Here is a 25,888-nt window from a genome sequence, read left to right on the forward strand (position 1 = left end):
ACAGTCGCGCAGAAAGGCTATGTCGGTTTTTTCTTTTTTCGAAGTTCTTCCGCTATTCGCCATTGTATGGCTGCCTCCGTTTCTTTACCGGTTTTCATCAGTACATCTCCGAATAGCTCGTGTGCTCCGGCATGTTCCGGTTTTAAACTAGTCGCTTTATCGAGGTCAGCCAATGCTCCTTCGTTATTTTCTGTTTGAAATCGTAGCTTACCGCGGTTATAAACAGCTTTAAACTCAGTAGGGCGAAGGTGGACAGCTGTGTTGAAACAGTTCTCGGCTTCAAAGAGTTGCTTGTCGTTAAAGAGTGTGATTCCTTTCCGTATCCAGGCGTCTACGTATTCCGGGTATAACTCGAGCGCTTTATCGTAATTGGCTAAAGCGGCACGAGCGTCATGAGCTTGTGTGATGCATTCGTTTCCCATCAACAGATATTCGCGTGCATAGGTTTTCAGTCGCTCCTGTTGTTCATTCATGCGTTCTTTCAGCTTCCGGTTCTCTTCGTTAAGCGTATTGACTACACCTAGTTTGCGACGGATAAAGCGACGGATGTTCGGCTTTTCAATATCATAACGGGAATGGATGGCAAGGAAGAACTGCTCGAGACATTCTTCCATAGCTCCTTTGTCGAAGGCATGAACGGCTGCTACATATTGCACATCGGCTTGTGCTTGTTTCAACGCTTTATCGATAGCCAACCGATCGTTGAAGCGGGCGGCGAAGTTGACAATTTCCTGGCGGACGAATACATCTGCCCGATTGATTGGTTTCTTCAACTGAATACCATCCAATGAAGTGCAACGACTTAAAGCTACATAAGCTTGTCCGCCGGCAAAGACGCCGCCTGTAAAGTCAATTACTACGCGGGAGAATGTCAATCCTTGGCTTTTATGTATGGTAATAGCCCACGCTAGGCGAATGGGATATTGAGTAAATGTGCCGAGTACTTCTTCTTCTACTTCTTTGGTCTTCTCATTGTAGCGATAGCGAATGTTGCGCCATGAATCTCGCTTGATGTCGCATTCCTTGCCATCATCGGTGATGACATAGATAGTCTCTTCTTTCTCATCAATACCGGCTATCGTACCGATGGTACCGTTTACCCAGCGGCGTTCGAAGTCATTCTTAATAAAGATGATCTGCGCGCCCGGTTTTAGCACTAATTCTTGTGAGGTAGGCAAGCTACTTTCCGGAAAATCACCATCGATTACGCCTTCAAAAGTAATCGGATCTCCGGGTAGTTCGGCCAGTTTCTTATCGTTAATGGAATCGACTGTATCTCTGCGTGTAGCCAATGTGATATACATATCGGCTTCGGTCTCTTCAATGCGAGTACCGTAGCGGGTATTTAAGAGTTGCAGGTCGGCGGCTCCGGCGGTATTAGTTCGGATATGATCAAGTACACTGACAAATACCGGATCGGTTTGGCGATATACTTTCTGTAATTCGATCGATACCAGATCTATTTGGTTGAATACGCGGGCAGAGAAAAAGTATGGAGTAGGATAGAAGCGATTTAGGATTTCGCGGTCATCATTCTTAACGACCGGTTCTAATTGAAACACGTCTCCTACGAGCAACAGTTGCTTTCCTCCGAATGGATCGCGCAGATTGTGTGAATATACACGCAGCACACGGTCGATAGCGTCGATAATATCTGCCCGTACCATCGATATCTCGTCGATGATGACGAGTTCGATTTGTTCGAGTAACTTCCGATGCGGTTTGGTATATTTAAAGAACTCGTGAATACGTCCCCGTTGCAGGCTTAAGTTCGGATCATCGGGAAGCAGCGGATAGAATGGGAGCTTGAAGAAACTGTGCATGGTACTGCCTCCGGCATTGATTGCCGCGATACCTGTCGGTGCAAGTACCACATGTTTCTTCTTGGTATGCTCGCATATATAACGCAAAAACGTAGATTTACCCGTACCCGCCTTGCCGGTCAGAAAGACCGATTGGCGTGTATATTGAATCAGATTGAGTGCATCCTGAAAGGCTGCGTTGTCGGCATCTACGTTCATATGCTATTTTAGTCGATAAGTCCGAAGTGTTTCATCGCATTCCGGATTCCGTCTTCATCTACCGGCGTGGTTACGTAGTCGGCGGCTTGCTTAACCTCATCTTCGGCTTGCCCCATTGCGACACTGATAGCTGCATGGCGAAGCATACTGATGTCATTTCCTCCGTCACCAAAGGATATGGTATCTTCCAAGCGAATGCCGAAGTGGCGAATGATTTCATCGATTCCTTTTTGTTTGGTATTCCCTTTGGCTGTTACATCGGCAAATGCCGGATACCAGCGTCCGATTTCACAAGTCGGAATATGGGGAAGTACTTCTTGTTCTTCCTCTTCGGTAATGAAAGGAGTCATTTGGAAAATGCTACCTTGCGTAGCTTCTTCGAAAGAAACTTCCGGTAATTTGTTAACATGTAGGAACTCATAAAATATCTTTCTCACCATCTCATCCGGTTGGCATACTAACATGCGGTTTTCTTCCACAAAGATGCAGGGTACATTCTTGTTTTTGCAGAATGTTGCCATCGCCTGCACTTCTTCTTGTGGAATAGCACTTTTGTAAATTACGTCTTCTCCGACGAAACAGTAGGCACCATTCATCGTTATGTAGCCGTCAATCAGGTTTCGGTTTTGCAGCTCGGCCAGATTATTGATAATAGCTTTAGGACGTCCGGTAGCGATAAATATTTTGTGTCCTTTAGCGTGGGCTTCTTCGATTGCTTGATCGTGGACGACGGGATACGGTGTGTCTCAAAACTAACCAACGTACCATCGATGTCAAAAAACAGAGCTTTCGTCATAAAATTCTTTTTGATTTTGCATGCAAATGTACTACTTTTGTTGCACATAATATAATAAAGAATCTCGTATGAAATATAATTTTGATGAAATCATCGACCGTACAGGTACGGATTGTGTGAAATGGGATGCCGTACAGCAACGCTGGGGACGCAATGACTTATTACCGATGTGGGTAGCCGATATGGATTTCCGGACTCCACCTTTTGTGATTGAAGCCATTAGAAAACGGTTGGATCATGAAGTGTTGGGTTATACATTTGCTTGCAAGGAGTGGTCGGAGTCTATCATTAATTGGTTGCAAGAGCGATACGGGTGGACAATCAGCCGCGAAATGCTTGCTTTTGCTCCCGGAATTGTTCGCGGAATCGCGTTCGCCATCCATTGCTTTACGGAAAAAGGGGATAAAGTTATGGTAACCCCTCCCGTCTATCATCCTTTCTTTCTGGTTACGGAGAAGAATGAACGGGAAGTTGTTTATAGCCCTTTGGTGTTACGCGATGGCCAATATCATATCGATTTCGATCGTTTTGAGGCAGATGTGCAAGGGTGCAAACTCTTAATCTTGAGCAATCCGCACAATCCCGGCGGTCGTGTGTGGACAAACGAAGAACTTGCCCGAATAGCTGATATCTGTGACGAAAGCGGAACATTGGTTATCTCCGATGAGATTCATGCCGATCTAACTTTGCCTCCGTACAAACATCCTACTTATGCGTTAGCTTCTGAGAAGGCCCGGATGAATTCGCTTGTTTTCATGTCGCCAAGTAAAGCATTTAATATGCCCGGACTGGCGAGTTCATACGTGATTGTAGAGAATGAAGAGCTTCGTCACCGCTTCTTTAAATATATGGAAGCGAGTGAACTTAGTGAGGGACACTTATTTGCTTATCTCAGTGTAGCCGCCGCCTATAGCAACGGAACCGAATGGCTTGATCAAGCTGTAGCTTATATACAGGAGAATATCGACTTTACAGAAGATTACTTGAAGGAACAGATACCCGCCATTCAGATGATTCGTCCGCAAGCCTCTTACCTGATTTATTTGGATTGCCGGGAATTGGGACTTAGCCAGAGCGAATTGAAGCGTCTCTTTGTCGAGGAAGCGCATTTGGCTTTGAACGACGGGACAACTTTTGGCAAAGAAGGCGAAGGCTTTATGCGTCTGAACGTTGCTTGTCCGCGTAGTTTGCTTCATAAAGGTTTGGAGCAACTGAAACAGGCAGTGGCTTCTGCCAAATAGTTTATACGAATTTTGTGAAATACGTCTGAAGCCGGAAATTATATCGGTTTTTGACTTTCAACCCACGTTCATCCGAATGGAGAGAAATCGCCATTCGGATGAATTCGTTTCACCCGTTATTTAATTTATTTGTATTTTATCGGCTCTTCTTTTTGTTATGCTGCTCCAACACCTACATTGTTTGATCTTTGTTTACTCTTTCATCATACTCGACTGGCCGGTCATTATGTGCCCGTAGCTTGTTCGCTAAACATATAGCGGCATAAGAAATAGATTAATCATAGCTTTTCTTGCAATATTCTAGTTGATATTCCTTCGCTGTAAGAAGATTAACAGCTTTTTAATACCTCGATTCCTTTAGCCACCCGGGTGCTTCAATCGTCGCACATTGGTGAGTAGATCAAAGCACTAGGATGAATCGATCGAAGCACTCGGGTGAGCAGGCAAAAATGAATATAGAGAAATAGAAGATTTCAGACCGATTCCCTATCTAAAATAGGATGAGAGATAAACAAAATAGGATGAGAGATAGCTCTTTTTATGCCTGTTTTGAGCAAAAAATGATGAGAGATAACCATTTTGAAAAGTATCTCTCATTCGGCATATCTCAGATTATTAGAAAGTTAGCTAAAAATGATGAGACCATGAGACCAAAAAAAATATTTCTTATAGGAGGGAGTGAGGAGATTGGGACTGAAATTGGCGGATTGTTAGTAAATTATGATGTATTGAATGAGTTCCCAACTGGAATACTCTTTGTCAGTAAACAAGCTCAAGTCTGTTGTGATTTAGTCTTCAAGCCATATCGGTTACATTTCATATTGCTGCTCGGTCTATTCTATTGCATCTGGTGCAATTATTCGGGTAAAATATTCATTAATAAATATTTTTGCCTAAATTTGTAATTGATCGAATAATATCCAAGGCTGGGAAAACTGTATGAGATTAAAACTACTAATTCAATAAATATGAGAAAGACTACACTTATCTGCCTATTGTCCATTCTGACAATAAATAGCTTCGCGCAAGAAAAGGCTTTTCAATTTGGAATAAGAGGTGGAATGAATTGTTCTAGCGCATGGGTAAACGATGTCTCTGGCAGTAAGTTTAAACTCGGTTATCATATTGGGGCGACGGTCGATTATCAGCTTTCGAAGAAATTCTTACTTCAATCCGGTTTGTTCTTCACAGCGAAGGGTTCGAAGCAGGAAGACTTGGATGCCAGCTCATACGTTGGGGGACGACCTGATTGGACGCATACATTTAATCAGTTGTATCTGGAAATTCCCATTTATGCTGCTTGGCGGATGGAGGTTTCTAAGAGTCTGGATTTGATTTTAGGAGCCGGTCCTTATTTCGCTTATGGAATCGGGGGAGAAAGTAAGCAAAAATTAAACTCTGGTGTTTGGGCAAATGGAGAAACTCAGCATACGTGGAAAACCTTTGGAGATGGTGTTTTTGACAAGAACCTTGATTGGCTTCATAATGAGGCGTTAGACAGATTCGATTTCGGATTAGGCCTGAAAGCTGATTTAGCATATAAACGGTATGTGTTGGGATTAGGGGCTTCGATGAGTTTGATTGACGTGATGAACAACCGGACTTTTCCTGAATTGCATTATCGGAATATTAATTTAAGTCTCTCTTTGGGATATAAGTTTTAGTGAGAGCCTGACGGAATCGATTCTTTCGCATTCAGGTGTATCTCAGGCCGGTTGTTGATTCTAGCCCTCTAAAATTTATTTATATTCAAATAGTTCTGATATAGACTTTCTTTCAATTCAGTATCCTGTACTCTTTTCTTGTTTACATGGTATTGTCAATTTCATCTGTTACTATTTTCTGATAGAATCTTCTATCTGGGTACTTTACTGTTTTGTTCTGAGACGTTTCTTCGAAGAGAAGTACGCGATTATGCATGCGCTGGAATATATTATATTAATCCCTATAATTATAATCGGGCAGGGGTTATGTTTCTCACTTACTAACCATGTTTCATTTGTAGAAGGTGTCAGTTTGATTCTTAATCCAACTTATTCAACACCTAACTATATTTGTATACTCAATATCTTGTATATGGCCGTTGTTGTTGGAGTCGTGATAAATGCGCTACCATCCGAAAGGATAAAAGAAAAAGGGAAGAATAAATATGATCTATCCATCATTGGAGCCGGCGATGTTGTAGTTAACAGGTTAATACCCGCCTTAGAACGAATGCAGCGGAGACTGAATGTTATTATTTACGACATCGACGATTCTCGTATTGAGAAGAATAGGCGAGACTGCATAAATGGGAATACTTTTACCTATAAAATAAAGGATGAAAACTTCAAGAAGAACGCGCTTAATTCGAGTATTGTTTGGATTGCGACCCCTTCTTCAACCCATCTTACTTACCTGGAAGAATTTGTAAATAAGAATGTGTTTGTTGCGATTGAAAAGCCATTAACTTCTTTGAAATCAGAATATAATGCATTGAGAAAAATGTTACGCAGTGATGGCTGAAAGAAAGTCTTTTGTTTAAGTTATTATTATCCGGAAAAAGCTCTTCCCCTTGTATTCCTTTTTAATCCGATGGCGTTTTATGAAAAGTATCTGATCTTTTCAGGAGAGAAAACACGACATGAAGTTCTTGCGGCTTTTTCTTTGCTGGGAAATTTGAAAAAGGTACGGTTGCACTTACTAGAGCAAAACGATGAAAGAGGCTGGCTGAAGAGCAATCTTTATGGCGGTCAGTATATGGAGACTTTTATTCATTTGGCACTACTAAGCCGAATGATTTTAGGGGAAAAGTATTTCGAAAGCAACCCTTCTTGGGTTTTGGGCGATTATCAAAAAGATTATAAGTCAACTTATATCGCATGCACCGGCAAGGTAGAAGATGTAGACTATCATTTGTATATGGGTAAGTTCATGCCTGTTAAAAAACGTACCGGCAAAATCTCCTACGATAATGGAGAGATTCTGATTGATTTTGAAGATTCATCATGTCAATGTCGGTTTTACCAAGATAATTCATTGAACTTTTCAATATCACTAGATAGCTTTTATCCTAAATATGGCGTGTTATTTGATATGGTAGAAAGATGTTATGAGGAAAGTCTTATCCCTTCTGCTGTAGATGGTTCGGAACTTCAATTAGATACATTGGAATGGTTGTTTGCTAATAACCTCTCCACTGTTAAGCGTTTCGGTTACGATGAAAAGACAAAAAAGACTTTTTTCGAAGCGTATAAAGAATAGATCGAAATCGACTAAGACGAATAATGCATACTATCTTATTAGCCCGCTGAGCGTGGACAAAAGGCTCGTCAGCTATTCATCGGTTATGAAATCTGATAAAGATTTGTTATATTGCGTAACGTCTATTGGCGTTACGTTTTTGTTTGTGTTGTTTCATGCCAAATGAATGAATTATATGAGGATGAAAATATTATTTTCCGTTGTGATTGGGTTGTTGATTGGTGTGCATTCAGCAACAGCTCAGACGAATTATTATAGTACTCCGAAAACATTTAATGAAAACGGATATAGTTATGAATGTACAATAGGTGCAGGACGTATAATAACTCTTGCTAACAAAGATAATAAATATACAAATAAAATGCCAGCATACGTGACTGGGAAAGAACGTGGCAAAGAGTATGTTTGTAAAGGGATGTCGAATGTTCCAATCAGTAGCGAAGATATCTATTCAAGAAGAGCTTGTTATATGACGCTAAAACCACTCTTTACACAGGAAGAACGAAAACGCCTTCGGGATGAAACACTAGATATAAATATGATTATAAACCCTCAAACCGGGCGAGTTATGGAAGTGTACTTTGAATTTTATATTCTTAGTTTATATAACACAGTCCCTTTGTCTACTTATCGAAAAATAGAACTTGAATTGATGAATAAAGTCTGCTTTATTCCATCAGAAACCGGCCGCATGCTCGACTTTATACTCTTTAGTTGGAGCTACCACCTTGCATCTATAATCGATGATTAAGTACTCGTTGGCTATTCATTAGTTATGAAATCTGATAAATAGTTATTATATTGTGTAGGGTCTATTGACATAACGTTATTTCATGCTAAACGAATTTAATTATGAGGATGAAAACATTATTTTCCGTTGTGATCGGCTTATTGATCTGTGCACATTCAGTAATAGCTCAGACGAAACTTTATAGTACTCCGCAAACATTTAATGAAAACGGATACAGTTATCAATGTACAATAGGTGCGGGAGGAGGGATAATTACTCTTGGCAACAAGGATAATAAATACACCAGTAAGTCACCAACATACGTAGCTGGGAAAGAACGTGGGGCAAAGTATGTTTGCAAAGGGATGTCGAATGTTCCAATCAGTAGCGAAGATATCTATTCAAGAAGGGCGTGCTTTATGACGCTAAAACCTATCTTCACAGAGGAGGAAAGAGAGCGTCTTCGAGATGAGAATTTATATATAAATATGATTATAAGTCCTCAAACCGGTCGGGTTATGGAAGTGTACTTTCAATTTGATATTCTTAGCTTATATAACACAGTCCCTTTGTCGACTTATCGGGAAATTGAAGTAGAGTTGATGGATAAAGTCTGCTTTATTCCATCAGAAACAGGTCGCATGCTCGATTTTATTCTATTTCATTGGACTTACCACCTTGCGGATATAATAGATGACTAGGCTTATTCTCAGAGAGATTGAATAAATAGAAAGGCAACTAATTCAAAAGCGAATTAGTTGCCTTTCTATTTATAAGTGGAAAATATTGAGTAAAGTTTCCGTCTTTTATAAAACGAGCTTTTTAATCTCTTCCGCAGTATGTACAATGTGTGCAGGGCGAAATGCTTCGAGTTCAGTTTGAGGACGGAATCCCCAAGTTACTCCGCAAGCTGTAACCTCTGCATTGGCGGCCGTTTGCATATCTACTCCGGAGTCGCCAACGTAGAGCACATGCTCTTTTTCTACTTTCGCCAAATTGAGAATATCAAATACGATTGTCGGGTCCGGCTTGGCATTGATACCTTCTCGTTGGCCAAATACAGCGGTGAAGTGGATGTTGGGAAAATAATGAGCAACCAACTTCTGAGTAGCAGTCTGGTATTTGTTGGAAGCGATAGCTATTTGAATCTTCTCTTTCTGCAAGTACTCCAGTAATTCCGTAACACCCGGATAAGGACAGCTGTCATCCGCATTGTGAGCATCGTAATGAGGCACAAACTCTTTGCGAACACGGCGTACGTTCTCTTCCGTCTTTTCCCCTTCGGGCAGGGCACGTTCGAAAAGCTTATTGATTCCGTTTCCTACCATAAAATTGTATGCTTCCATTTCATGCGTGGGAAATCCTACTTTGCTTAATGCGTAGTTTGTACTATGAGCCAGATCGGCTATTGTATTTAATAATGTACCGTCTAAATCAAAAATAACAAGTTGCTTCATGCTAATCCTCTGTTTTTATTGTTAATCCTGTATCTCTTTATATAGGACAAAGGTAAAAAAGAAAAGATGCCTCTGCAATTTTTTAATTGTGCAGAGGCATCTTTTTAGTATTTGGTCACTCTTTTTTGCTTTACATCAAGTTATTTCTTGGTAATGCGGAACCAATCGACATCTGTCCAACCACCATCGTTTATAACAATACCCGGACGTGTACAGAATGTACCTACTTTAGCTCCGATCCATTTGCCCTCTTTAGCCTGGAACGCTTTGCCTAGTGGCGTAAACTTCTTGCCATCGAGACTGTAAGAGAAGTTACACATAACAACCAGATCGCTTGCCCCTTCGCTTTTCTTTATTTTGCTACCATTAGCTGTGAAGTTAACTTTCAGATAAACAGTTTTATCTTTCAAATCGACAGAAGCATTAGCTTGCTCCGGTTGACCTTTATCGGCTTTCTTGCATTCAATCTGCGATAAGATCACACCCTTATCTGTGTTCTCCAAAATCAGTCCGGCATAATCCATACCCATAACTACCAAGCCTGTACGCTCTCCCATATATTTCTGAGTTGGTGAGAAGGTAAGTTTCATCGTAGCTGTGAAGTTATCCGAAGGCGTTTTTTGCAACAACAGGTTTGATACCTCCCATAAGTTCTTATAGCCTTCGTTTACCGGATAAGAATACAATCTCATATAGCCTTTGTCTCCGGCATAATACGCCCATTTCTCATTGATGTTAGCATGCCATTGCCATTGTGGAGAAAGTGTGTAACCATCAAATTCGTCACTTTCCTGCGGTGTGCAGATAGGATATGTTTTGCCTACGTTCGGCTTTTTGTAAGTCAATACAGGTTCTCCGCAGCCATCTCCGTCTTTGTCGACACCAATTACCGGCCAATCGTTCACCCATTTCATCGGTTGCAAGTGTACAATACGGCCATAAGCACCTACATCTTGAAAATGCAGAAACCAATCTTCACCCGTAGGAGTATCTAACCAAGCTCCCTGATGAGGACCGTTAACCGGCGAACTACCCTGTGCCAGAACTGTTTTCCACTCGTAAGGACCGTAAACGTTTTTAGAACGAAGAACTACCTGCCATCCGGTTGCTACACCGCCTGCGGGGAGGAAAATATAATAATAATCATTCTTCTTGTAGAACTTCGGACCTTCGCACGTTTCGTGCTCCTCATGTCCGTCGAAGATGATTCTCGACTGAGTAATGGCTTTCGTGGCATCCGCGTTCAATTCACAGATAGCAATAACACTTTTCAGCCCCGCACGGCTTCCTGCGTATGCATGTACCAAGTAAACTTTGCCATCGGCATCCCATAACGGGCAAGTGTCGATAAGACCTTTGCCGGCTTTCACCAAAACCGGTTCAGTCCACGGACCTTTCGGATCTTTGGCTTTCACCATAAATACTCCTTGGTCGGGATCTCCCCAGAAAATGTAGAACTCGCCGTTGTGGTGGCGAATACTCGGAGCCCATACACGATTACCGTGTTCCGGACGTTCCGGAGTTTCGATTGGAGTCAGTGCGTACGGTACGGCAGCACCGATGATAGTCCAGTTGACCAAATCCTTGGAATGTAGGATTTGCAGTCCCGGCAAGCAGTTGAAGTTGGATGAAGTCATGTAGAAATCATCGCCTACACGGCAAGCGTCGGGATCAGAGTAGTCGGCATAAAGTACCGGATTTTTGTATTTGCCATTTCCCAAGTCGGATACCCATACTTCGGATACATAGTTCTTCTGTGCCATGGCAGATGATACGGTTAGTAAACTCAAAAGGAGAAATTGTGTCAGTCGTTTCATGATATCGAAAATAAATGTTTGATATGAATGATTCTGTTTTATTTAACAAAGGACAAAGTTAAAAAAAAGACTCTGTTCAAAGGGGGATTATTTGAGCAGAGTCGGTATAAAATCTGGTAAATACCTTGTATTTTTTGTTTGTAGAATCTTTAGTTCTTCACTTTGACAGTAACCGGATGCGATAGTTCTTCCTTCCATTGACGCAGATAAGCGAACCAAGCTTCAGGCGTTTTGTATCCGAATGTCTCCTTCATGGAAGTGAATGTCGTATAATAATTGAAGTAGTTTGCTCCCGGTGCGCTGATTGTATACAGGAAGCTAGCTTTATCTTTCTCTTCCGATTTCACATACCGTTGCGGGATGCAGGTTCCCAATCCCACTGTCTCCTTGGCATATTTGACTGTGTCGTTCACCGGCCAATCTGTTCCCCAGCTACCTACCAGACCTTTATGATCGGAGGTCGATACCGAGCCAACCAGATCCTGAACCCCCGAACAGAATACTTCGGTTGTCAGAGGTTCATCAAATAGGGCTTCAATATATAAGTCACGATGTCCGGCATAGAGCGTGTAGCGCGTCAGCATATTCAACTCTTTTCCTTGATAATCCCAATCAGTAACCCCAACTTCAGCGATCACGCGTATCGGGCCATACGAAAGGATTCGTTCGGTGCGGGTGGATACGGGTGTAATATGTGTGGCTGCTTTGCCATTCCAACCTTTCAGAGCACCCGGTCCGCAACTGTCGAATACCCGAAGCACGTCGTCTCCGAATCCACGAGCCAGTTGCTCATCGGTAGGGTAGAAGTGAGATTCTTTGAGTTCCAACCCTTTATTGAACTTGCCGTAAATATCCGGCGTTTGTTTCTCGTTGAAGTAAAGACGATAAGCTACCAACTCCGATTCCAGTGCCGGTCCGTGTGGACGTACCATACTGTAGACATTGCTCGTGCCGGGTACGGTAAGTGATTGTACAGGCTGATGGTTTCCTTTGCGTTGGTCGACTAACATCATCTCGGCATATACGTTCGGGATATGTTTTATTGCTTTTTTCAGAAGAAAGGGTGATCTTGAAGGTCTTCTTTTCGCGTGCTTTGAAATCGGCTACAAAAGCCAACTCATCCATCCGTCGGTCACGGTTCATATCATCTAACTGCGAGGGAACTTCTTTGCTACCTTCCATAACGACAGCCGACTTGATCTTAAAACCGGTGTTTAGACTTTGCACGTCGATTACAACCGGCTCATCGATCTTCTCCCGATTCCAGTTGTTGTTGACTTCTACAACGATGGTTTTCTCTTGTTTCTGAGCCCAAACAGAGAACGAAAGGGGCCCCAATAGACTGAAAATGATAAAAATATACTTTTTCATGATTCTAAGGTTGATTGCGTTGAATAATCTATTCGACAAAAGTAGTTGAAAAAATAGCAGACTCCTTATCTTTTGCGGATAAAGTAGTCTGCTATTTGAGTTTTTTACTCCATATAATGATTTTGTGGTCTTCTTTCCGGAGCTACTCTTTGGATGTTATTTGAATTTAATTGTTTGTCTTTTTGCGTCGATCGCTTTATACGTTTTGCCATCTACAGTCAGATTCTTAGAACTTTTCACATTCAAGAGATTCTTTCCTTTTGTTGACTCTACATAAATGTTTTCCAGCGTAACACCATCAACCTGACTAACCACACTCCGTCAGTAGCATCGGTCATAACTACATTTTTCACAGTTACATTGCGAATCGGCATCTCCGGTAGTCCGTTGAAGAACATGGCACGTCCCGAGCCTTTGCAAGTAATGTTAGAGATGTGAATGTCACGGAAAGCGGGAGTTTCTTCGGTTACGGCAGGAATGGCTACCTTCATACGGCTAACCAAATCGGCTTCGGATTCTTCTCCGGCACCTTTACCACCATAAAACAGGTCGAACAACAGAGGTTCGTTGGGTATATTGATCATATTGATGTTATCGATGTAGATGTTTTCAACAACACCGCCGCGGCCACGTGTACTCTTGAAACGCAGACCTACGTCAGTTCCCATGAATGTACAGTTCTCTACAAATACGTTTTTAACTCCACCTGACATTTCACTTCCTACCACGAAACCACCGTGTCCATGAAGTACCGTGTTGTTCTTCACAATTACATTCTGGCAAGGTTCGCCTCGGCGGCGTCCGTCTTCATCTTTACCCGATTTGATACAGATAGCATCGTCGCCGGCATCAAAGATACAATCCAAAATCAATGCGTTTTTACACGATTCCAAGTCCAACGCGTCGCCGTTCTGCGAATACCAGGGATTGAATACTTTTACTTTGTGCAGGGTAATGTCTTCACAAGAAAGCGGATGCAAGCACCAGCTGGGCGAGTTTTTGAATGTAACGCCTTCCAACAAAACCTTCTTGCTTTTTACAATATTGAGCAATACCGGACGTAACCACGGACGGATTTCATTCCATTCTTCGTCTGTATTGATTCCTTCAGGTACGTTAAAGTCTTTGCAAGCCATTGCTCCTTTCAAAGAACCGGCTGTCGGATACCATATCCGTTTGGCGGCATCCAATACACCACCCGATTTAATCAGTTTGCTCCATTGAGCTGCCGTAAGTTTTTCTTTTTTGACCGGACGCCAGCTATCACCGTTACCGTCAAATGTGCCGTAACCGGTAATTGCGATATTCTCCGCTCCGCGTGCGGAAATGGGAGATTGACAACGACGAGTCTCCAACCCTTCAAAGGATGTATCAATAATGGGATACGCTTCAAAGTCGCTGGTAAAGTACACTAACGCATTGTGTTCTGTAAATAAGTTCACATTGCTAAGCAGTACGATGGGGCCTGTGAGCCAGAGTCCTTCGGGGATTATAACTTTGCCACCACCACGTTGGTTAACGTCTTTGATAGCATCATTGATCGCTTTTGTATTTAAAGTAACTCCGTCGCCTTTAGCACCAAATTTGACGATGCTAACTTCATAGTCAGGAAATACCGGCTGCTGAACTTTGGGCATGTCGAACGGCAAATTGCTATAGATATTATCATCTATCGTACTTCCGTTTTGTGCTTGAATCGACAAGAACGGCACACAGAAAGCTGTTAGGAACAGGAGTTTTTTTGTAAATGTGTTCATTGGTAATCTTAATTACTAATAGGGTTATACTTATTTTATACTATTTGTATTCGTTTCGTGGATAATCGGCGAAATTTTATCTCTTATTCTTTTAGCAGATGACCCCTCACGGGCTATCTGCTAAAAGAGATAAGATGGATTCATGTTAACCTAATTCTAACCTTAAATAAATATTATGAAAAAACCTCTTAATTATCGAATACAAATATAGTGGGGAATAAATCGGAGAATGTGGACAATTTGATAGAATACGTGTATTTTTTGTCATTTCTGTCTTTTCTTTGCACACTTCTCGTTATTTTATGCAGAAAGTTCCTATATTTGCACAAAATTTAACTATTAAGAAATATGAGTTACAACTTGTTGAAAGGAAAAAGAGGCATCATTTTCGGTGCCCTCAACGACCAGTCTATTGCCTGGAAAGTAGCAGAACGTGCAGTAGAAGAAGGTGCTACCATAACATTATCAAATACTCCGATGGCTATCCGCATGGGCGAAGTAAACGCTTTAGCCGAAAAGTTGAACTGCCAAGTTATTCCGGCTGATGCTACTAGCGTTGAAGAATTAACTGAAGTATTCAAGAACTCCGTAGAAATATTGGGTGGAAAAATTGATTTCGTGCTTCATTCGATTGGTATGTCTCCCAATGTGCGCAAGAAACGTACCTATGATGATTTGGATTATGGTATGTTGGACAAAACATTGGATATTTCAGCTGTTTCATTCCACAAAATGATTCAATCGGCTAAGAAGTTGGATGCTATTGCTGAAAATGGTTCTATCGTTGCTCTGAGCTATGTAGCTGCACAGCGTACATTCTACGGATATAACGATATGGCTGATGCTAAAGCTCTGTTGGAGTCGATTGCTCGTAGCTTTGGATATATCTACGGACGTGAGCGCAGTGTGCGTGTGAATACTATTTCACAATCTCCGACATTCACTACAGCCGGATCGGGTGTAAAGGGAATGGATAAACTATTCGACTTCTCTAACCGGATGTCTCCTCTGGGAAATGCTTCGGCTGACGAATGTGCTGACTACTGTATTGTGATGTTCTCTGATTTCACCCGTAAGGTGACTATGCAGAACCTGTATCACGACGGTGGTTTTTCAAGCGTAGGCATGAGTCTTCGGGCAATGGCTACTTATGAAAAAGGATTGGATGAGTATATGGATGAAGATGGCAACATCATTTACGGTTAATTAATTATGAAACTACGGATTTCTCTTCTATTTGGCATAATGTGCTTATGTTTGCTTTTTGCTTCGTGTTGGCCGGGTACAGGAAATGAATCGACACAGAAGAAAGAAGAGATATCTGTTCTTAGATATGATAAGCTGTTGAGCGAATACGTTCGCTCCAACAGCTTTTCTGCTATGCAAAAGCTGATAATGGATTACCCACAGCCAACTAAAATACTGATAGAGGATGTACTGGCTATCGGTACGGTGAAAGATGATACCATTTCTCAGCGTTTGCAAAAGTTTTATTCCGATACGACTTTAACTCGACTGCTTAGGGATGTGCAAACCAAATTCCCTAACTTGGATGTGGTAGAAGATGGATTGTCTAAGGGCTTTCGGAAGTTGAAAAAGGAGATTCCCGGCATGCAGGTTCCCTTCATTTATTCACAAGTTTCCGCTTTTAATGAATCGATAATCTTAGTCGATACCTTGCTGGGCATTAGCTTGGATAAATATATGGGGGAAGACTATCCGCTTTATAAACGCTTCTACTACGATTACCAATGTCGTTCGATGCGTCCGGAACGAATTGTACCGGATTGTTTTGTTTTTTATCTTTTCAGTCAATACGGAATGAATTACCATGATGGTACCAGCTTGATCGATTGGATGATGCATTCAGGTAAGATTAATTATGTTGTGCAGAACCTACTTGGTTATGCGGATGCCGGTGCGATGATTGGTTATTCGGAAGCGGAAACAAAATGGTGCGAAGTTCATGAGAAAGAGATCTGGAAGTATATTCAGGATAGCGGGCATCTGTATGCACGTGATCCGATGGTGATTCGCTTCTACATGAAACCGGCTCCTTCGGTCGAACTCTTAGGTGAGCAAGCTCCGGGATTAGTCGGTACGTGGATCGGAACAAAGATTATAGCTTCCTACATGAAGAAGCACAAAAAACTGAAAATACAGGATTTGTTGGAAATGACTGATTACAGCCAAATGCTTGAAGAGTCCAACTACCTGCATTCTTAAATTATTGAACTCTAATATTCGTAAAGTGGAGACTGCTCTTTATCTGTTACCCGTTACCCTTGGCGATACGCCGCTCGAAAATGTACTACCGGCTTATAATAAGGAAATTATTTGTGGAATCAAACATTTTATTGTCGAAGATCTTCGTTCGGCCCGCCGTTTCTTAAAGAAGGTCGATTCAACGATTGATATCGATTCGCTGACTTTTTATCCTTTAAATAAGCATACTTCGCCCGAAGACATTGCTGGGTATTTAAAGCCGTTGATAAATGGAGCTTCGATGGGAGTTATTTCTGAGGCCGGCTGTCCGGCGGTTGCTGATCCGGGAGCGGATGTTGTTGCTATCGCACAACGCGAAAAACTGAAAGTGGTTCCTCTGGTAGGTCCCTCTTCTATCATTCTTTCAGTTATGGCATCAGGCTTTAATGGACAGAGTTTTGCTTTCCACGGTTACTTGCCTATTGAAGCGGGAGAACGAATCAAGAAACTAAAGACATTGGAGCAAAGGGCTTACTCAGAAGACCAGACGCAGCTTTTTATTGAAACACCTTATCGCAATCATAAGATGTTGGAAGATATATTGCTCAATTGTCGTCCGCAAACAAGGCTGTGTATAGCAGCGAATATAACTTGTGAAGGTGAGTATATTCAAACACGGACTGTGAAAGCATGGAAAGGTAATATACCGGAATTGGCTAAGATCCCTTGTATTTTTCTCTTATACAAATAACACTTTTCAGGTGCTCATATTCTTCTTCAAAGCAACTGCTGAAAAAGTTCTTTCCCAAGTTTTCTTCTATCTGTTTGAAACTCCATATTTTATAATTCTTAAAGTGTGAGTTAGACAGAATTGAATCATCGTTGACATCCAGAATAAAGAGATACATCAGCCGATTGGTTACTTCGTTCTCGAAGTGATAGACAATATTGAATTCGGGCTTGAGATTCATCGCTTTGGGAAATGCGTTGCGAACCAGTCTGCTTACTCCTTCCAATAACGATTCACCGTAACGGAGGTAGCATTCCATAGGAATGTCTGTTTTTCCTTTATCCAGAATTGCTGTCATCGAACGATCACATAAGTATAGCTTGCCATGGATCGAGATAGCAACTCTCAAAACAGGGTTGATGTAAGCGTTTTTATAATTCAATGCTTCAACCGCCGGACTCTTACCTATCACATCTCCTTTCGTATTTACAATTGGTACATATTCAGCATGCGACATCATATGGTTGAAATAATGAATCGCAATTTGATTGGATGCAATGCTTAATATGAAAACAGCCGGTGGAAGTATACTGAAAAGAACCACTTGGCTTGTTAAACTGAGTGGAGACTGTACAATCATCGCAATACTGATAGCGATGAAGTGTAAGGTTCCGAATATCAATGCAATGCGTGCAGAAACAACTGCCGATTCTGCCGCTTGTGCAAACATACGTTTGTTACATGCATCTATTTGTTTGAGAAAGTGGTTGATGAATCTCTTCTTATGTATGTAGAGTATCAGCATGGGAATCAGGACGCTTACCTCTAGTGTCAACGGAAGAGCTCCGGGTGGCACATAGTCGCCCGGTATGAATGTTGCCAACGAAAGTAGAGACAACATAGTAGTAGATATATATAGGATGAAATTAGGTATTAATATTCCTTTACGGCGAAGTGAAGTGAATATTTTGACCAATCCAATTACAGTACCTATATATATAGCTACGTCTTGCGTTATCAGTTCACACAAAAGAATGGAAATAATAACGGGGATAAATCCCGATGACATATTAAAAGCGGAGGATATTATTCCTTTGTGACTCATTTTCGTCTTATTTGCCTGTTTTCTTTCTATAGAACAATTTATAGAGAGGTTTTGTTTGATGCTGTTAAATGTGTTTCTCTGCGTGATAAGACGAGCGTACGAGAGGAGCACTCTCCACTATTTTGAATCCTTTATTGAGTCCTGTTGCTTTATAAGCGGCAAATTGTTGCGGTGTTATGTATTCACTTACCGGATAGTGTTTGTGTGTAGGTTGCAAATACTGTCCGATCGTAAGAATCTCACAGTTGACGGCTAATAGGTCGTCCATTAATTCTTCTACTTCCTCAATTGTTTCTCCCAAGCCTACCATAATTCCACTTTTAGACTTTGTTCCGCTTTGTGCAATGTGCTTGATTACTTGAAGGCTTGTATCATAATTGGCGGCACTCCGTACCAGCGGACTAATGCGGCGCACCGTCTCCATATTATGGGAAATTATGTCGGGGTGGGCTTCTATTATGCAGTCGATTAACTCTACTCGGCCTTGGAAGTCAGGAATGAGTACTTCGATTGTAGTCTCCGGATTGATGTGTTTAACTTCTGTAATGGTACGAGCCCAATGGCCAGCTCCTAAATCAGGTAGATCATCCCGGTCGACAGACGTTATCACGGCATGCTTTAGTTTCATTAGGGCAATGGACTTGGCCACATTCGTAGGTTCGTCGGCATTTAGTGCAAGAGGACGTCCGGTTTTTGTGTTACAGAATTTGCAGCTGCGTGTGCAAATCTCACCACCGATCATGAAAGTTGCGGTGCCTTTTCCCCAACACTCCCCTATATTGGGACAACGTCCACTGCTGCATATCGTATGCAGGCAATGGACGTCGACAATACGTTTTGTCTCAGTGTATCGTTCATTAGCACCAAACTGTACCTTGAGCCATTCGGGTTTGCGTACTCTATCAGCCATTAGAGGTTGCTTTTAAAGAAATTAGTCATTTGCGTATAAAGGTGTTGGCGTGTGTTTCCGCCGTATATCCCATGATTACGATTGGTGTAGGGGAGAGCGTAGAACTCTTTGTTGCACTGAACTAGCTGTTCCATGTATTCTACCGCATTCTGGAAATGAACATTGTCGTCTGCCATTCCATGTACGATTAATAACTTTCCTTCCAATTTATCCGCGCGCGTAAATGCGGAGGATTCCTTATAGCCTTCGGCATTTTCTTTAGGAGTACGCATGAAGCGTTCGGTATAAACTGTATCGTAAAAACGCCAGTCGGTTGGTGCGGCTACCGCTACTCCCGCCTTAAATACAGGCGTACCTTCGCTCATACTCATTAGCGTCATATAACCTCCGTAGCTCCATCCCCAGATTCCGATGCGTTCTTTGTCTACATACGATTGTTTGCCAAGATAAAGGGCCGCTTCCACTTGGTCTCTGGCTTCTTTTACACCGATCTTCAAATAGGTACACTTTTCAAATGCCTCACCGCGACCACCGGTTCCACGGCCATCAACGCAAACAACCAAATACCCCTGCGTAGCCATGTAGGTTTCCCAGCTAATATTCCATGTGTCGACAACTTCTTGTGAGCCCGGTCCACTGTATTGATACATCAGTACCGGATACTTCTTGGAAGCTGAAAAATTCAACGGTTTCATCATCCATCCGTTTAATTCCACTCCATCAGTTGTTTGGAATGTGAAAAACTCTTTCTGTGGTATGGCGTATGAAGCAATGTTTGTTTCAGCTTATCATTGGTAACTAACGTTTTCAGGGGTTTTCCCATATTATCGTTTAGTGTGATTAGCATAGGGGTGGTCAGATTCGAGAACTTGTTCATATAATACTTCAGCGATGTGCTGAAAGTTGCATTATTAGTTCCCTCCTTTTGCGACAGTTTGATCTTTTTTCCTTTACGATCTATCTTGTAGATCGCTTTACGTAGCGGACTTTCTTCATTACTGGTGTAGTAGAAAGAACCTTCGGTCTCATCGTATCCTAAGAACTCTTTGACTTCGTATTTACCATTGGTTACTTTCTTAATGAGGTTTCCCCCCATGCTGTACCAATACAGATGGCTAAAGCCATCACGCTCACTCAAGAAACTGAAGTTATCTTGGTAGAACTGGATATTGTCGAACACACCACTTTTTACATAGTAGGGCGACTCATCACGAAGAACCAGTTTGCAGAGAGTAGATCTAGGATCGGCAAAGAACATATCGAAGCGATCCTGATGGCGATTCAAAGTCATGATGGCAAGCTTGCTGGCATCTTTCGTAAAACGAATACGGGGAATATAACCATCTGCATCGATCGCCAACTTGATGGTGCGGGTTACATGCGACTTGATGTCATACGTGCGTACTTCTACTTTTGAATTCGGGTAACCGGCTTTGGGGTATTTATACGTATATTCTCCCGGATAATCTCTTAGTGCTTCAATGCGCGGAGCCTGTCCTGCAAAAAGAGGAAAAGAGTATGAGGGGACTTCCGTTTCGTCAAACCGAATGAAAGCAATCATGGTGTTGTCTGCACTAAACTCGAGTGCGGAGTTAAAGCTAAACTCTTCTTCATATACCCAATCAGGAATTCCATTTATAATGGCATTGCTTTTCCCGTCTTCGGTTACTTGGCTTTCACTGTTGCCATAGAGTAATTTAACGAGGAAAATATTGTTGTCGCGGACAAATGCGATCATGGTACCGTCCGGAGAAAAAACAGGTGCTTGTTGTGGACCTCCATCAGACAGAGGTTCGATAATGTTATTTGTAGTTACGCCTTTCTCGTTTTTCTTTAATGGATAGATGTAGTGAACAGCTGTATATGAGTGGCGGTAGATAGGCGTTTTCTTGGTAGCGATCAGTAACTTTTGTCCATCAGGAGAGAATTGGTAACTGCTGAAGTTCTTGAAATCACATTCGCGAGCTTGGCTGACATCGAATATCACTTCAACTTTTTCTCCGGTTCGGAATGAGTATTTGATAATCTGGGTTCCTTCGGCGTTCATCTCGGTGTAGAAATCACCATCGGGCGTAGGAATTACTCCATAAATATTTTCCGGGCGAAAACGTCCGGAAGTGATGTCTTTTAAGTCGATACTTTGATTTCCTTGCGCCATTCCGGTTAAGCAAAGAAGGCAAAGAAGTAAGGTAATAACTGGCTTTCTCATTATTTTATGAATAGGTTTTGGGTTTCTATTTTCATATTGTTTTCGCAAAAGTAACAATAAACTTAGACTCAGCAAAGCTGAATATACTTTTATTAAGTGAAGTGTTTGAGCATGAACGATAATTAATAAAAAGTATGTGTGGAATAGTAATTATTTTCGATATCTTTGTAAGAGACGATAGAGAAGTTAATACTAACTAAAACACCGAAAATATGAATTCAAAGAGAAAAGATTTGCAATATGCTTCAGTCTTTTTGTTAGCAGTTGCATTCACGTTCCTTATGGGTAAGGGTGAAAACTTTTGGCTCGTTACCTGGGGGGATTTGATTCCGAGTTTGTTTGTGTTGTTTATCGCAGGCGATTGCTTGTATAGTTCCTTGCGTCGTATTCGGAAAGGTAAAGAAGATGAAGGCGCCCGTTGGAGTACTTGTTTTACTTTTTTAGTCTTTAGTATTGTGTTTATGGGTGATCTGTTTTTTATAGCCAACTTTATCTTTATGAAGCTGAACTCGTGAGTGTAGTTGTATCCTTGGGTGGAGTAGGTGATAGCAAGTATATTGCACACCTGTTTTCACCGTGCTTATAGTGACCGATGGATATATTCTTGTATTTCCGTTTCCTGTTCCGGATGAAACCAACAAATGTCCTTGTCTCGTTTGAACCAAGTCATTTGTTTGCGGGAGTAAATGCGAGAGTTTTGCTTGATCTTCTCGATGGCAAAAGGGAGTTCCCATTCTCCTTCCAAATAGTTGAATAGTTCTTTATAGCCAACTGTGTTGAGCGAATTAAGATGTCGGTATGGAAGTACGGAACGTACTTCTTCGAGTAGCCCTTCTTCCATCATCTGGTCTACTCGCTGGTTAATACGCCCGTACAACTCCTCTCGTTCGCGTGTCAAACCGATTTTTAAAATCCGGAATGGGCGTTCTTTCTTTTGCTGAATGCGGAAAGAAGTATAGGTCTTTCCGGTCATGTAGCAGATCTCCAATGCGTGGATTACCCGCTTATGGTTTTTCTGGTCTACAATTCGGTAGTATTCAGGATCCAGCAGACGCAGTTCAGCGCAAAGTTGTTCCAACCCCTCTTCTTCATACTTTTGCAGCATGAGTTGCCGCGTTTCCGCATCAACTGTGGGAATATCATCAATACCTTTGCAAATAGCGTCAATATACATCATTGAGCCTCCGGTAAGGATTACCACTTCATGCTGTGCAAATAAGGTTTCAAGAAGCTGCATGGCCTCTGCCTCATATTGAGCAGCGCTGTAATAATCAGTCAGGTTAAGTGTGCCGACTAAATGATGAGGAACACGGTTGAGTTGTTCGGGGGTAGGGGCTGCCGTACCGATTTTCAGTTCGGCATAAAGCTGTCTGGAGTCGGCAGAAACTATACACGTTTGGAAATGTTCTGCTAACCGGAGGCTTAATTCTGTTTTTCCTACTCCGGTAGGTCCGATGAGAACAATAAGAGTGGGCATAAATCGAATTTTATTAATAAGGATTATAGCAGATTGGGTATTATTTGCTCTGTATAGGGAGCGAATAATACCCAATCTTGGCTATATCAATTTTATAGTTTATCCTCTTCGAATGAAGTGCTTTCACCGCCATCCATATCGAATCCGTCTTGATCGAAGTCTTCCATGTCGAAGTCCTGGTCGCCATAGAAGTTTTCGTCTAAATCGAGTGCATTGCCGGTAGTAGCCATTTCTTCAAAGTCGAGCGTCTGTTTAGGAGCTTCTCCAACCTTCTTGGTGCATTTAGAACCTTTCATGTCCTTGCCGGTGATTATTTCTGATAGTTCAATAAAGAAACAACGCTCTGTCATGTAATCGAATACATACAGGACTTTCTGCTTCTCATCTTCTATTAGCTCACTGATGACTGTTTCCTTCATAACCCAACTGTCCATTTCCGGATTGTCATCCATCTCTTCCAGTGTGATTTCTTTCTCTTTCTCCCAGTCGTCGTCACAGATGAAGAAAGAGGTCATCTGGTCGTTTGTGTAACCTGCTGATTTCAATATTGCTTCATGGAAGTCGTAAAATGTTGCTTCCGGGTCAATTTGGATTTCTCTGATAAAATCGTCTATCTCATCAGAGATAATAGTAAATCTGTATATCATATAATGTGAATTATTTATCTAATGATACCACGCTCGGAGTTACGGATAAAACTAATAATATATTCAATCTCCTTGTTTATTTCAAATTCTGCTTCTATTTTCTTCAATGCATCTGTTGTATTCAACCCGCTTTGATAGATAATGCGATATGCATTGTGTATGTTTTCAATCACCTCGTTCGAGAAACCGCGACGGCGTAGACCGATGATGTTAATACCACTGAAAGTAGTCGGCTCACGTCCGGCAATAATATAGGGTGGAATATCTTTGCTAAAGCGGCAACCGCCTTGAATCATAACATATCCTCCAACCCGACAGAATTGGTGCATTAACACATTTGCACTGATAATAGCGCTGTCATCGATTACAATTTCACCGGCCATTTTGGTGGAGTTACCAATGATACATCCATTGCCGATCAGCGCATCGTGTGCCACGTGTACGCTTTCCATCAATAAGTTATTGTTGCCTACAATGGTACGTCCTTTGGCGGCAGTACCTCGGTTGATAGTCACATTCTCACGGATCAGGTTATTGTTCCCGATTTCCGCTGTGCTGTCTTCACCCTGGAATTTGAGATCTTGGGGGATTGCACCGATTACAGCACCCGGAAATATTGTATTTCCGTCGCCAATACGCGAGCCATACAAAATAGTGGCATTAGCCATAATCTTGTTGTTATTACCGATGGTTACATTTTTATCAATGTAAACAAAAGGTGCAATCTCTACGTTTTCCCCGATTTTTGCTTCAGGATGAATATATGCTAAGGGACTTACCATGTTTTATTTGTTTTTTATTATTTGTGCCATAAATTCAGCTTCGCAAACAACTCGTTCGCCTACGAATACATATCCTTTCATTGTAGAAATTCCCCGGCGTATGGGAGCTAACAGTTCCACACGGAAAAGTAACGTATCACCCGGAACAACCTTCTGACGAAACTTCACACCATCAATTTTCATGAAATAAGTAGAATAACGTTCGGGTTCGTCGATTGAGTTTAGAACCAGCAAACCGCCTACTTGAGCCATTGCTTCTATCTGGAGTACACCCGGCATAACCGGTTCTTGTGGGAAATGTCCTTGAAAGAAAGGCTCATTCGATGTAATGTTCTTTACACCTACGATAAAGTTCGCTCCAATCTCTACAATTTTGTCTACTAGCTGGAATGGATACCGGTGCGGCAAAAGTTCGCGAATGCGGTTTACGTCCATGATCGGTTCGCTGCTCGGATCGTAAGAAGGAGCTTGAATATCATGCATGCGAATCTCTTTACGCATCTGACGAGCAAACTTATTGTTAATTGTATGTCCCGGGCGGGTAGCATGATGCGTCCCTTGATCGGCTTGCCAATAAGTGCAAGATCGCCAATAACGTCCAGTAGTTTGTGACGGGCACATTCATTCGCCCATACCAACGGTTTATGATTGATATAGCCCAGTTGCTCAGCGTCCATATGAGGTACTCCCATTACGTCAGCCAATTTATCATATTTTTCCTGAGACATCTGACGTTCGTAGATTACGATCGCATTATCCAGATCTCCTCCCTTGATGAGTCCGGCAGAGAGCAACGGCTCTATTTCGCGGACAAAAACGAATGTACGGCTTGCGGCTATTTCCTCTTTGAAATCTTCCATATTCTCGAGAGTGGCAAACTGGTTGGGAATAATGGTTGAGTCATAAGAAACCAACACATTCAGGCTAAAGTTCTCGTCGGGTAATACAATGATGGAAGAACCCGTTGTTTCGTCGCGGAATTCAATTTTCGATTTGATTATATAGAAATCTTTAACTGCACTTTGCTCTACAACTCCAACACGTTCTATTTCTTGCACGTAATATTGCGCGCTACCGTCCAGAATTGGAAACTCAGGTCCATTCACTTGAATGAGACAGTTGTCAATTCCTAAGGCATAAAGGGCTGCCATTCCATGCTCTACTGTGCTTACTTTAACTCCATTCCTAGTCAGAACGGTACCGCGGGTTGTTTCCGTTACATTGTCTGCTACCGCATCGATAATTGGTTGTCCTTCTACGTCAATTCGTTGGATTTTGTATCCATGATTGTCCGGAGCCGGATTAAAGGTAACAGTCAAGTCGATCCCAGTGTGAAGGCCCTTTCCGCTTAGTGAAAAGCTATCTTTCAGCGTTTTTTGTTTCAGCATTG

At 41.9% G+C, this 25,888-nt stretch carries 18 protein-coding genes and 5 pseudogenes; 10 read left to right on the top strand and 13 right to left on the bottom strand.

Annotation, left to right across the window (positions count from 1 at the left end):
- Positions 1-17: 17 nt before the first annotated feature.
- Both JCM10512_RS02125 and JCM10512_RS02130 read right to left on the bottom strand, forming a co-directional pair.
- Positions 18-2,021, bottom strand: coding sequence for an AAA family ATPase (locus JCM10512_RS02125; RefSeq protein WP_044159951.1), 2,004 nt, complete (start codon positions 2,019-2,021; stop codon positions 18-20).
- An 8-nt stretch (positions 2,022-2,029) separates the two neighbouring features.
- A pseudogene (locus JCM10512_RS02130) lies at positions 2,030-2,817 on the bottom strand (Cof-type HAD-IIB family hydrolase).
- 68 nt (positions 2,818-2,885) lie between these two features.
- On the opposite strand from JCM10512_RS02130, the gene JCM10512_RS02135 reads away from it, so the two are divergent.
- The 6 genes from JCM10512_RS02135 to JCM10512_RS02165 all read left to right on the top strand — a co-directional run bounded on the left by JCM10512_RS02135 (position 2,886) and on the right by JCM10512_RS02165 (position 8,732).
- Positions 2,886-4,058 carry a MalY/PatB family protein gene (locus JCM10512_RS02135; RefSeq protein ID WP_044159954.1) on the top strand — a complete coding sequence of 391 codons (1,173 nt, stop codon included), beginning with the start codon at positions 2,886-2,888 and terminating at the stop codon, positions 4,056-4,058.
- A gap of 968 nt (positions 4,059-5,026) precedes the next feature.
- Positions 5,027-5,722 carry a porin family protein gene (locus JCM10512_RS02145; RefSeq protein WP_081741198.1) on the top strand — a complete coding sequence of 232 codons (696 nt, stop codon included), beginning with the start codon at positions 5,027-5,029 and terminating at the stop codon, positions 5,720-5,722.
- Between the two features lie 412 nt (positions 5,723-6,134).
- Positions 6,135-6,563 carry a Gfo/Idh/MocA family oxidoreductase gene (locus JCM10512_RS02150; protein ID WP_158332173.1) on the top strand — a complete coding sequence of 143 codons (429 nt, stop codon included), beginning with the start codon at positions 6,135-6,137 and terminating at the stop codon, positions 6,561-6,563.
- A gap of 69 nt (positions 6,564-6,632) precedes the next feature.
- Positions 6,633-7,301 (top strand): hypothetical protein, encoded by a 669-nt coding sequence (locus JCM10512_RS02155; RefSeq protein ID WP_044159963.1) that lies wholly within the window; start codon positions 6,633-6,635, stop codon positions 7,299-7,301.
- A 175-nt stretch (positions 7,302-7,476) separates the two neighbouring features.
- Positions 7,477-8,052 carry a DUF5043 domain-containing protein gene (locus tag JCM10512_RS02160; protein ID WP_044159965.1) on the top strand — a complete coding sequence of 192 codons (576 nt, stop codon included), beginning with the start codon at positions 7,477-7,479 and terminating at the stop codon, positions 8,050-8,052.
- A gap of 107 nt (positions 8,053-8,159) precedes the next feature.
- Positions 8,160-8,732, top strand: a complete 573-nt coding sequence (locus JCM10512_RS02165; protein ID WP_206777879.1) for a DUF5043 domain-containing protein — start codon at positions 8,160-8,162, stop codon at positions 8,730-8,732.
- 105 nt (positions 8,733-8,837) lie between these two features.
- Here JCM10512_RS02165 and JCM10512_RS02170 read toward each other — a convergent pair whose 3' ends face one another.
- The 4 genes and pseudogenes from JCM10512_RS02170 to JCM10512_RS02185 all read right to left on the bottom strand — a co-directional run bounded on the left by JCM10512_RS02170 (position 8,838) and on the right by JCM10512_RS02185 (position 14,433).
- Complete coding sequence (locus tag JCM10512_RS02170) at positions 8,838-9,488, bottom strand: HAD family hydrolase (protein WP_044159969.1); 651 nt, start codon at positions 9,486-9,488, stop codon at positions 8,838-8,840.
- Positions 9,489-9,628: 140 nt separating this feature from the next.
- Positions 9,629-11,305: a glycoside hydrolase family 43 protein gene (locus JCM10512_RS02175; protein ID WP_044159971.1), complete on the bottom strand. Its 1,677-nt coding sequence runs from the start codon at positions 11,303-11,305 to the stop codon at positions 9,629-9,631.
- A gap of 149 nt (positions 11,306-11,454) precedes the next feature.
- Positions 11,455-12,676: pseudogene (locus JCM10512_RS02180) on the bottom strand (DUF4861 domain-containing protein).
- A gap of 156 nt (positions 12,677-12,832) precedes the next feature.
- Positions 12,833-14,433 (bottom strand): annotated as a pseudogene (locus JCM10512_RS02185) (glycoside hydrolase family 28 protein).
- A gap of 348 nt (positions 14,434-14,781) precedes the next feature.
- Between JCM10512_RS02185 and JCM10512_RS02190 the strand changes: the two are divergent.
- From JCM10512_RS02190 to JCM10512_RS02200, 3 genes are read left to right on the top strand one after another with little or no spacing between them, the layout of a single operon-like run.
- Positions 14,782-15,639, top strand: a complete 858-nt coding sequence (locus JCM10512_RS02190; protein ID WP_044159974.1) for an enoyl-ACP reductase FabI — start codon at positions 14,782-14,784, stop codon at positions 15,637-15,639.
- A 6-nt stretch (positions 15,640-15,645) separates the two neighbouring features.
- A complete protein-coding gene (locus JCM10512_RS02195) occupies positions 15,646-16,659 on the top strand; it encodes a gliding motility protein GldB-related protein (protein ID WP_044159976.1) in 1,014 nt (337 codons plus the stop codon).
- Between the two features lie 25 nt (positions 16,660-16,684).
- A complete protein-coding gene (locus tag JCM10512_RS02200; RefSeq protein ID WP_044160274.1) occupies positions 16,685-17,389 on the top strand; it encodes an SAM-dependent methyltransferase in 705 nt (234 codons plus the stop codon).
- Here the strand turns inward: JCM10512_RS02200 and JCM10512_RS02205 are convergent.
- The 3 genes and pseudogenes from JCM10512_RS02205 to JCM10512_RS02215 form a co-directional block, all read right to left on the bottom strand.
- A complete protein-coding gene (locus JCM10512_RS02205; protein ID WP_044159977.1) occupies positions 17,355-18,473 on the bottom strand; it encodes a hypothetical protein in 1,119 nt (372 codons plus the stop codon). The two genes, JCM10512_RS02200 and JCM10512_RS02205, sit on opposite strands and share 35 nt — an antisense overlap.
- A gap of 64 nt (positions 18,474-18,537) precedes the next feature.
- Complete coding sequence (gene lipA, locus JCM10512_RS02210; RefSeq protein ID WP_044159979.1) at positions 18,538-19,383, bottom strand: lipoyl synthase; 846 nt, start codon at positions 19,381-19,383, stop codon at positions 18,538-18,540.
- Positions 19,383-21,592 (bottom strand): annotated as a pseudogene (locus tag JCM10512_RS02215) (S9 family peptidase). Before JCM10512_RS02215 ends, lipA begins: the two are co-directional and overlap by 1 nt.
- Positions 21,593-21,804: 212 nt before the next feature.
- On the opposite strand from JCM10512_RS02215, the gene JCM10512_RS02220 reads away from it, so the two are divergent.
- Positions 21,805-22,107 carry a hypothetical protein gene (locus tag JCM10512_RS02220; protein WP_044159982.1) on the top strand — a complete coding sequence of 101 codons (303 nt, stop codon included), beginning with the start codon at positions 21,805-21,807 and terminating at the stop codon, positions 22,105-22,107.
- A 65-nt stretch (positions 22,108-22,172) separates the two neighbouring features.
- Here the strand turns inward: JCM10512_RS02220 and miaA are convergent, their stop codons facing one another.
- The 4 genes and pseudogenes from miaA to JCM10512_RS02240 all read right to left on the bottom strand — a co-directional run bounded on the left by miaA (position 22,173) and on the right by JCM10512_RS02240 (position 25,886).
- On the bottom strand, positions 22,173-23,069 hold the full coding sequence (gene miaA, locus JCM10512_RS02225; RefSeq protein ID WP_044159984.1) for a tRNA (adenosine(37)-N6)-dimethylallyltransferase MiaA: 897 nt from the start codon (positions 23,067-23,069) through the stop codon (positions 22,173-22,175).
- A gap of 92 nt (positions 23,070-23,161) precedes the next feature.
- On the bottom strand, positions 23,162-23,716 hold the full coding sequence (locus JCM10512_RS02230) for an IS1096 element passenger TnpR family protein (protein ID WP_044159986.1): 555 nt from the start codon (positions 23,714-23,716) through the stop codon (positions 23,162-23,164).
- Between the two features lie 14 nt (positions 23,717-23,730).
- Positions 23,731-24,498, bottom strand: a complete 768-nt coding sequence (lpxA, locus tag JCM10512_RS02235) for an acyl-ACP--UDP-N-acetylglucosamine O-acyltransferase (protein ID WP_044159988.1) — start codon at positions 24,496-24,498, stop codon at positions 23,731-23,733.
- Positions 24,499-24,501: 3 nt separating this feature from the next.
- A pseudogene (locus tag JCM10512_RS02240) lies at positions 24,502-25,886 on the bottom strand (bifunctional UDP-3-O-[3-hydroxymyristoyl] N-acetylglucosamine deacetylase/3-hydroxyacyl-ACP dehydratase).
- Between the last annotated feature and the right edge of the window lie 2 nt (positions 25,887-25,888).

The sequence above is a fragment of the Bacteroides reticulotermitis JCM 10512 genome, from assembly GCF_000517545.1.
In the GTDB taxonomy this organism is placed as follows: domain Bacteria; phylum Bacteroidota; class Bacteroidia; order Bacteroidales; family Bacteroidaceae; genus Bacteroides; species Bacteroides reticulotermitis.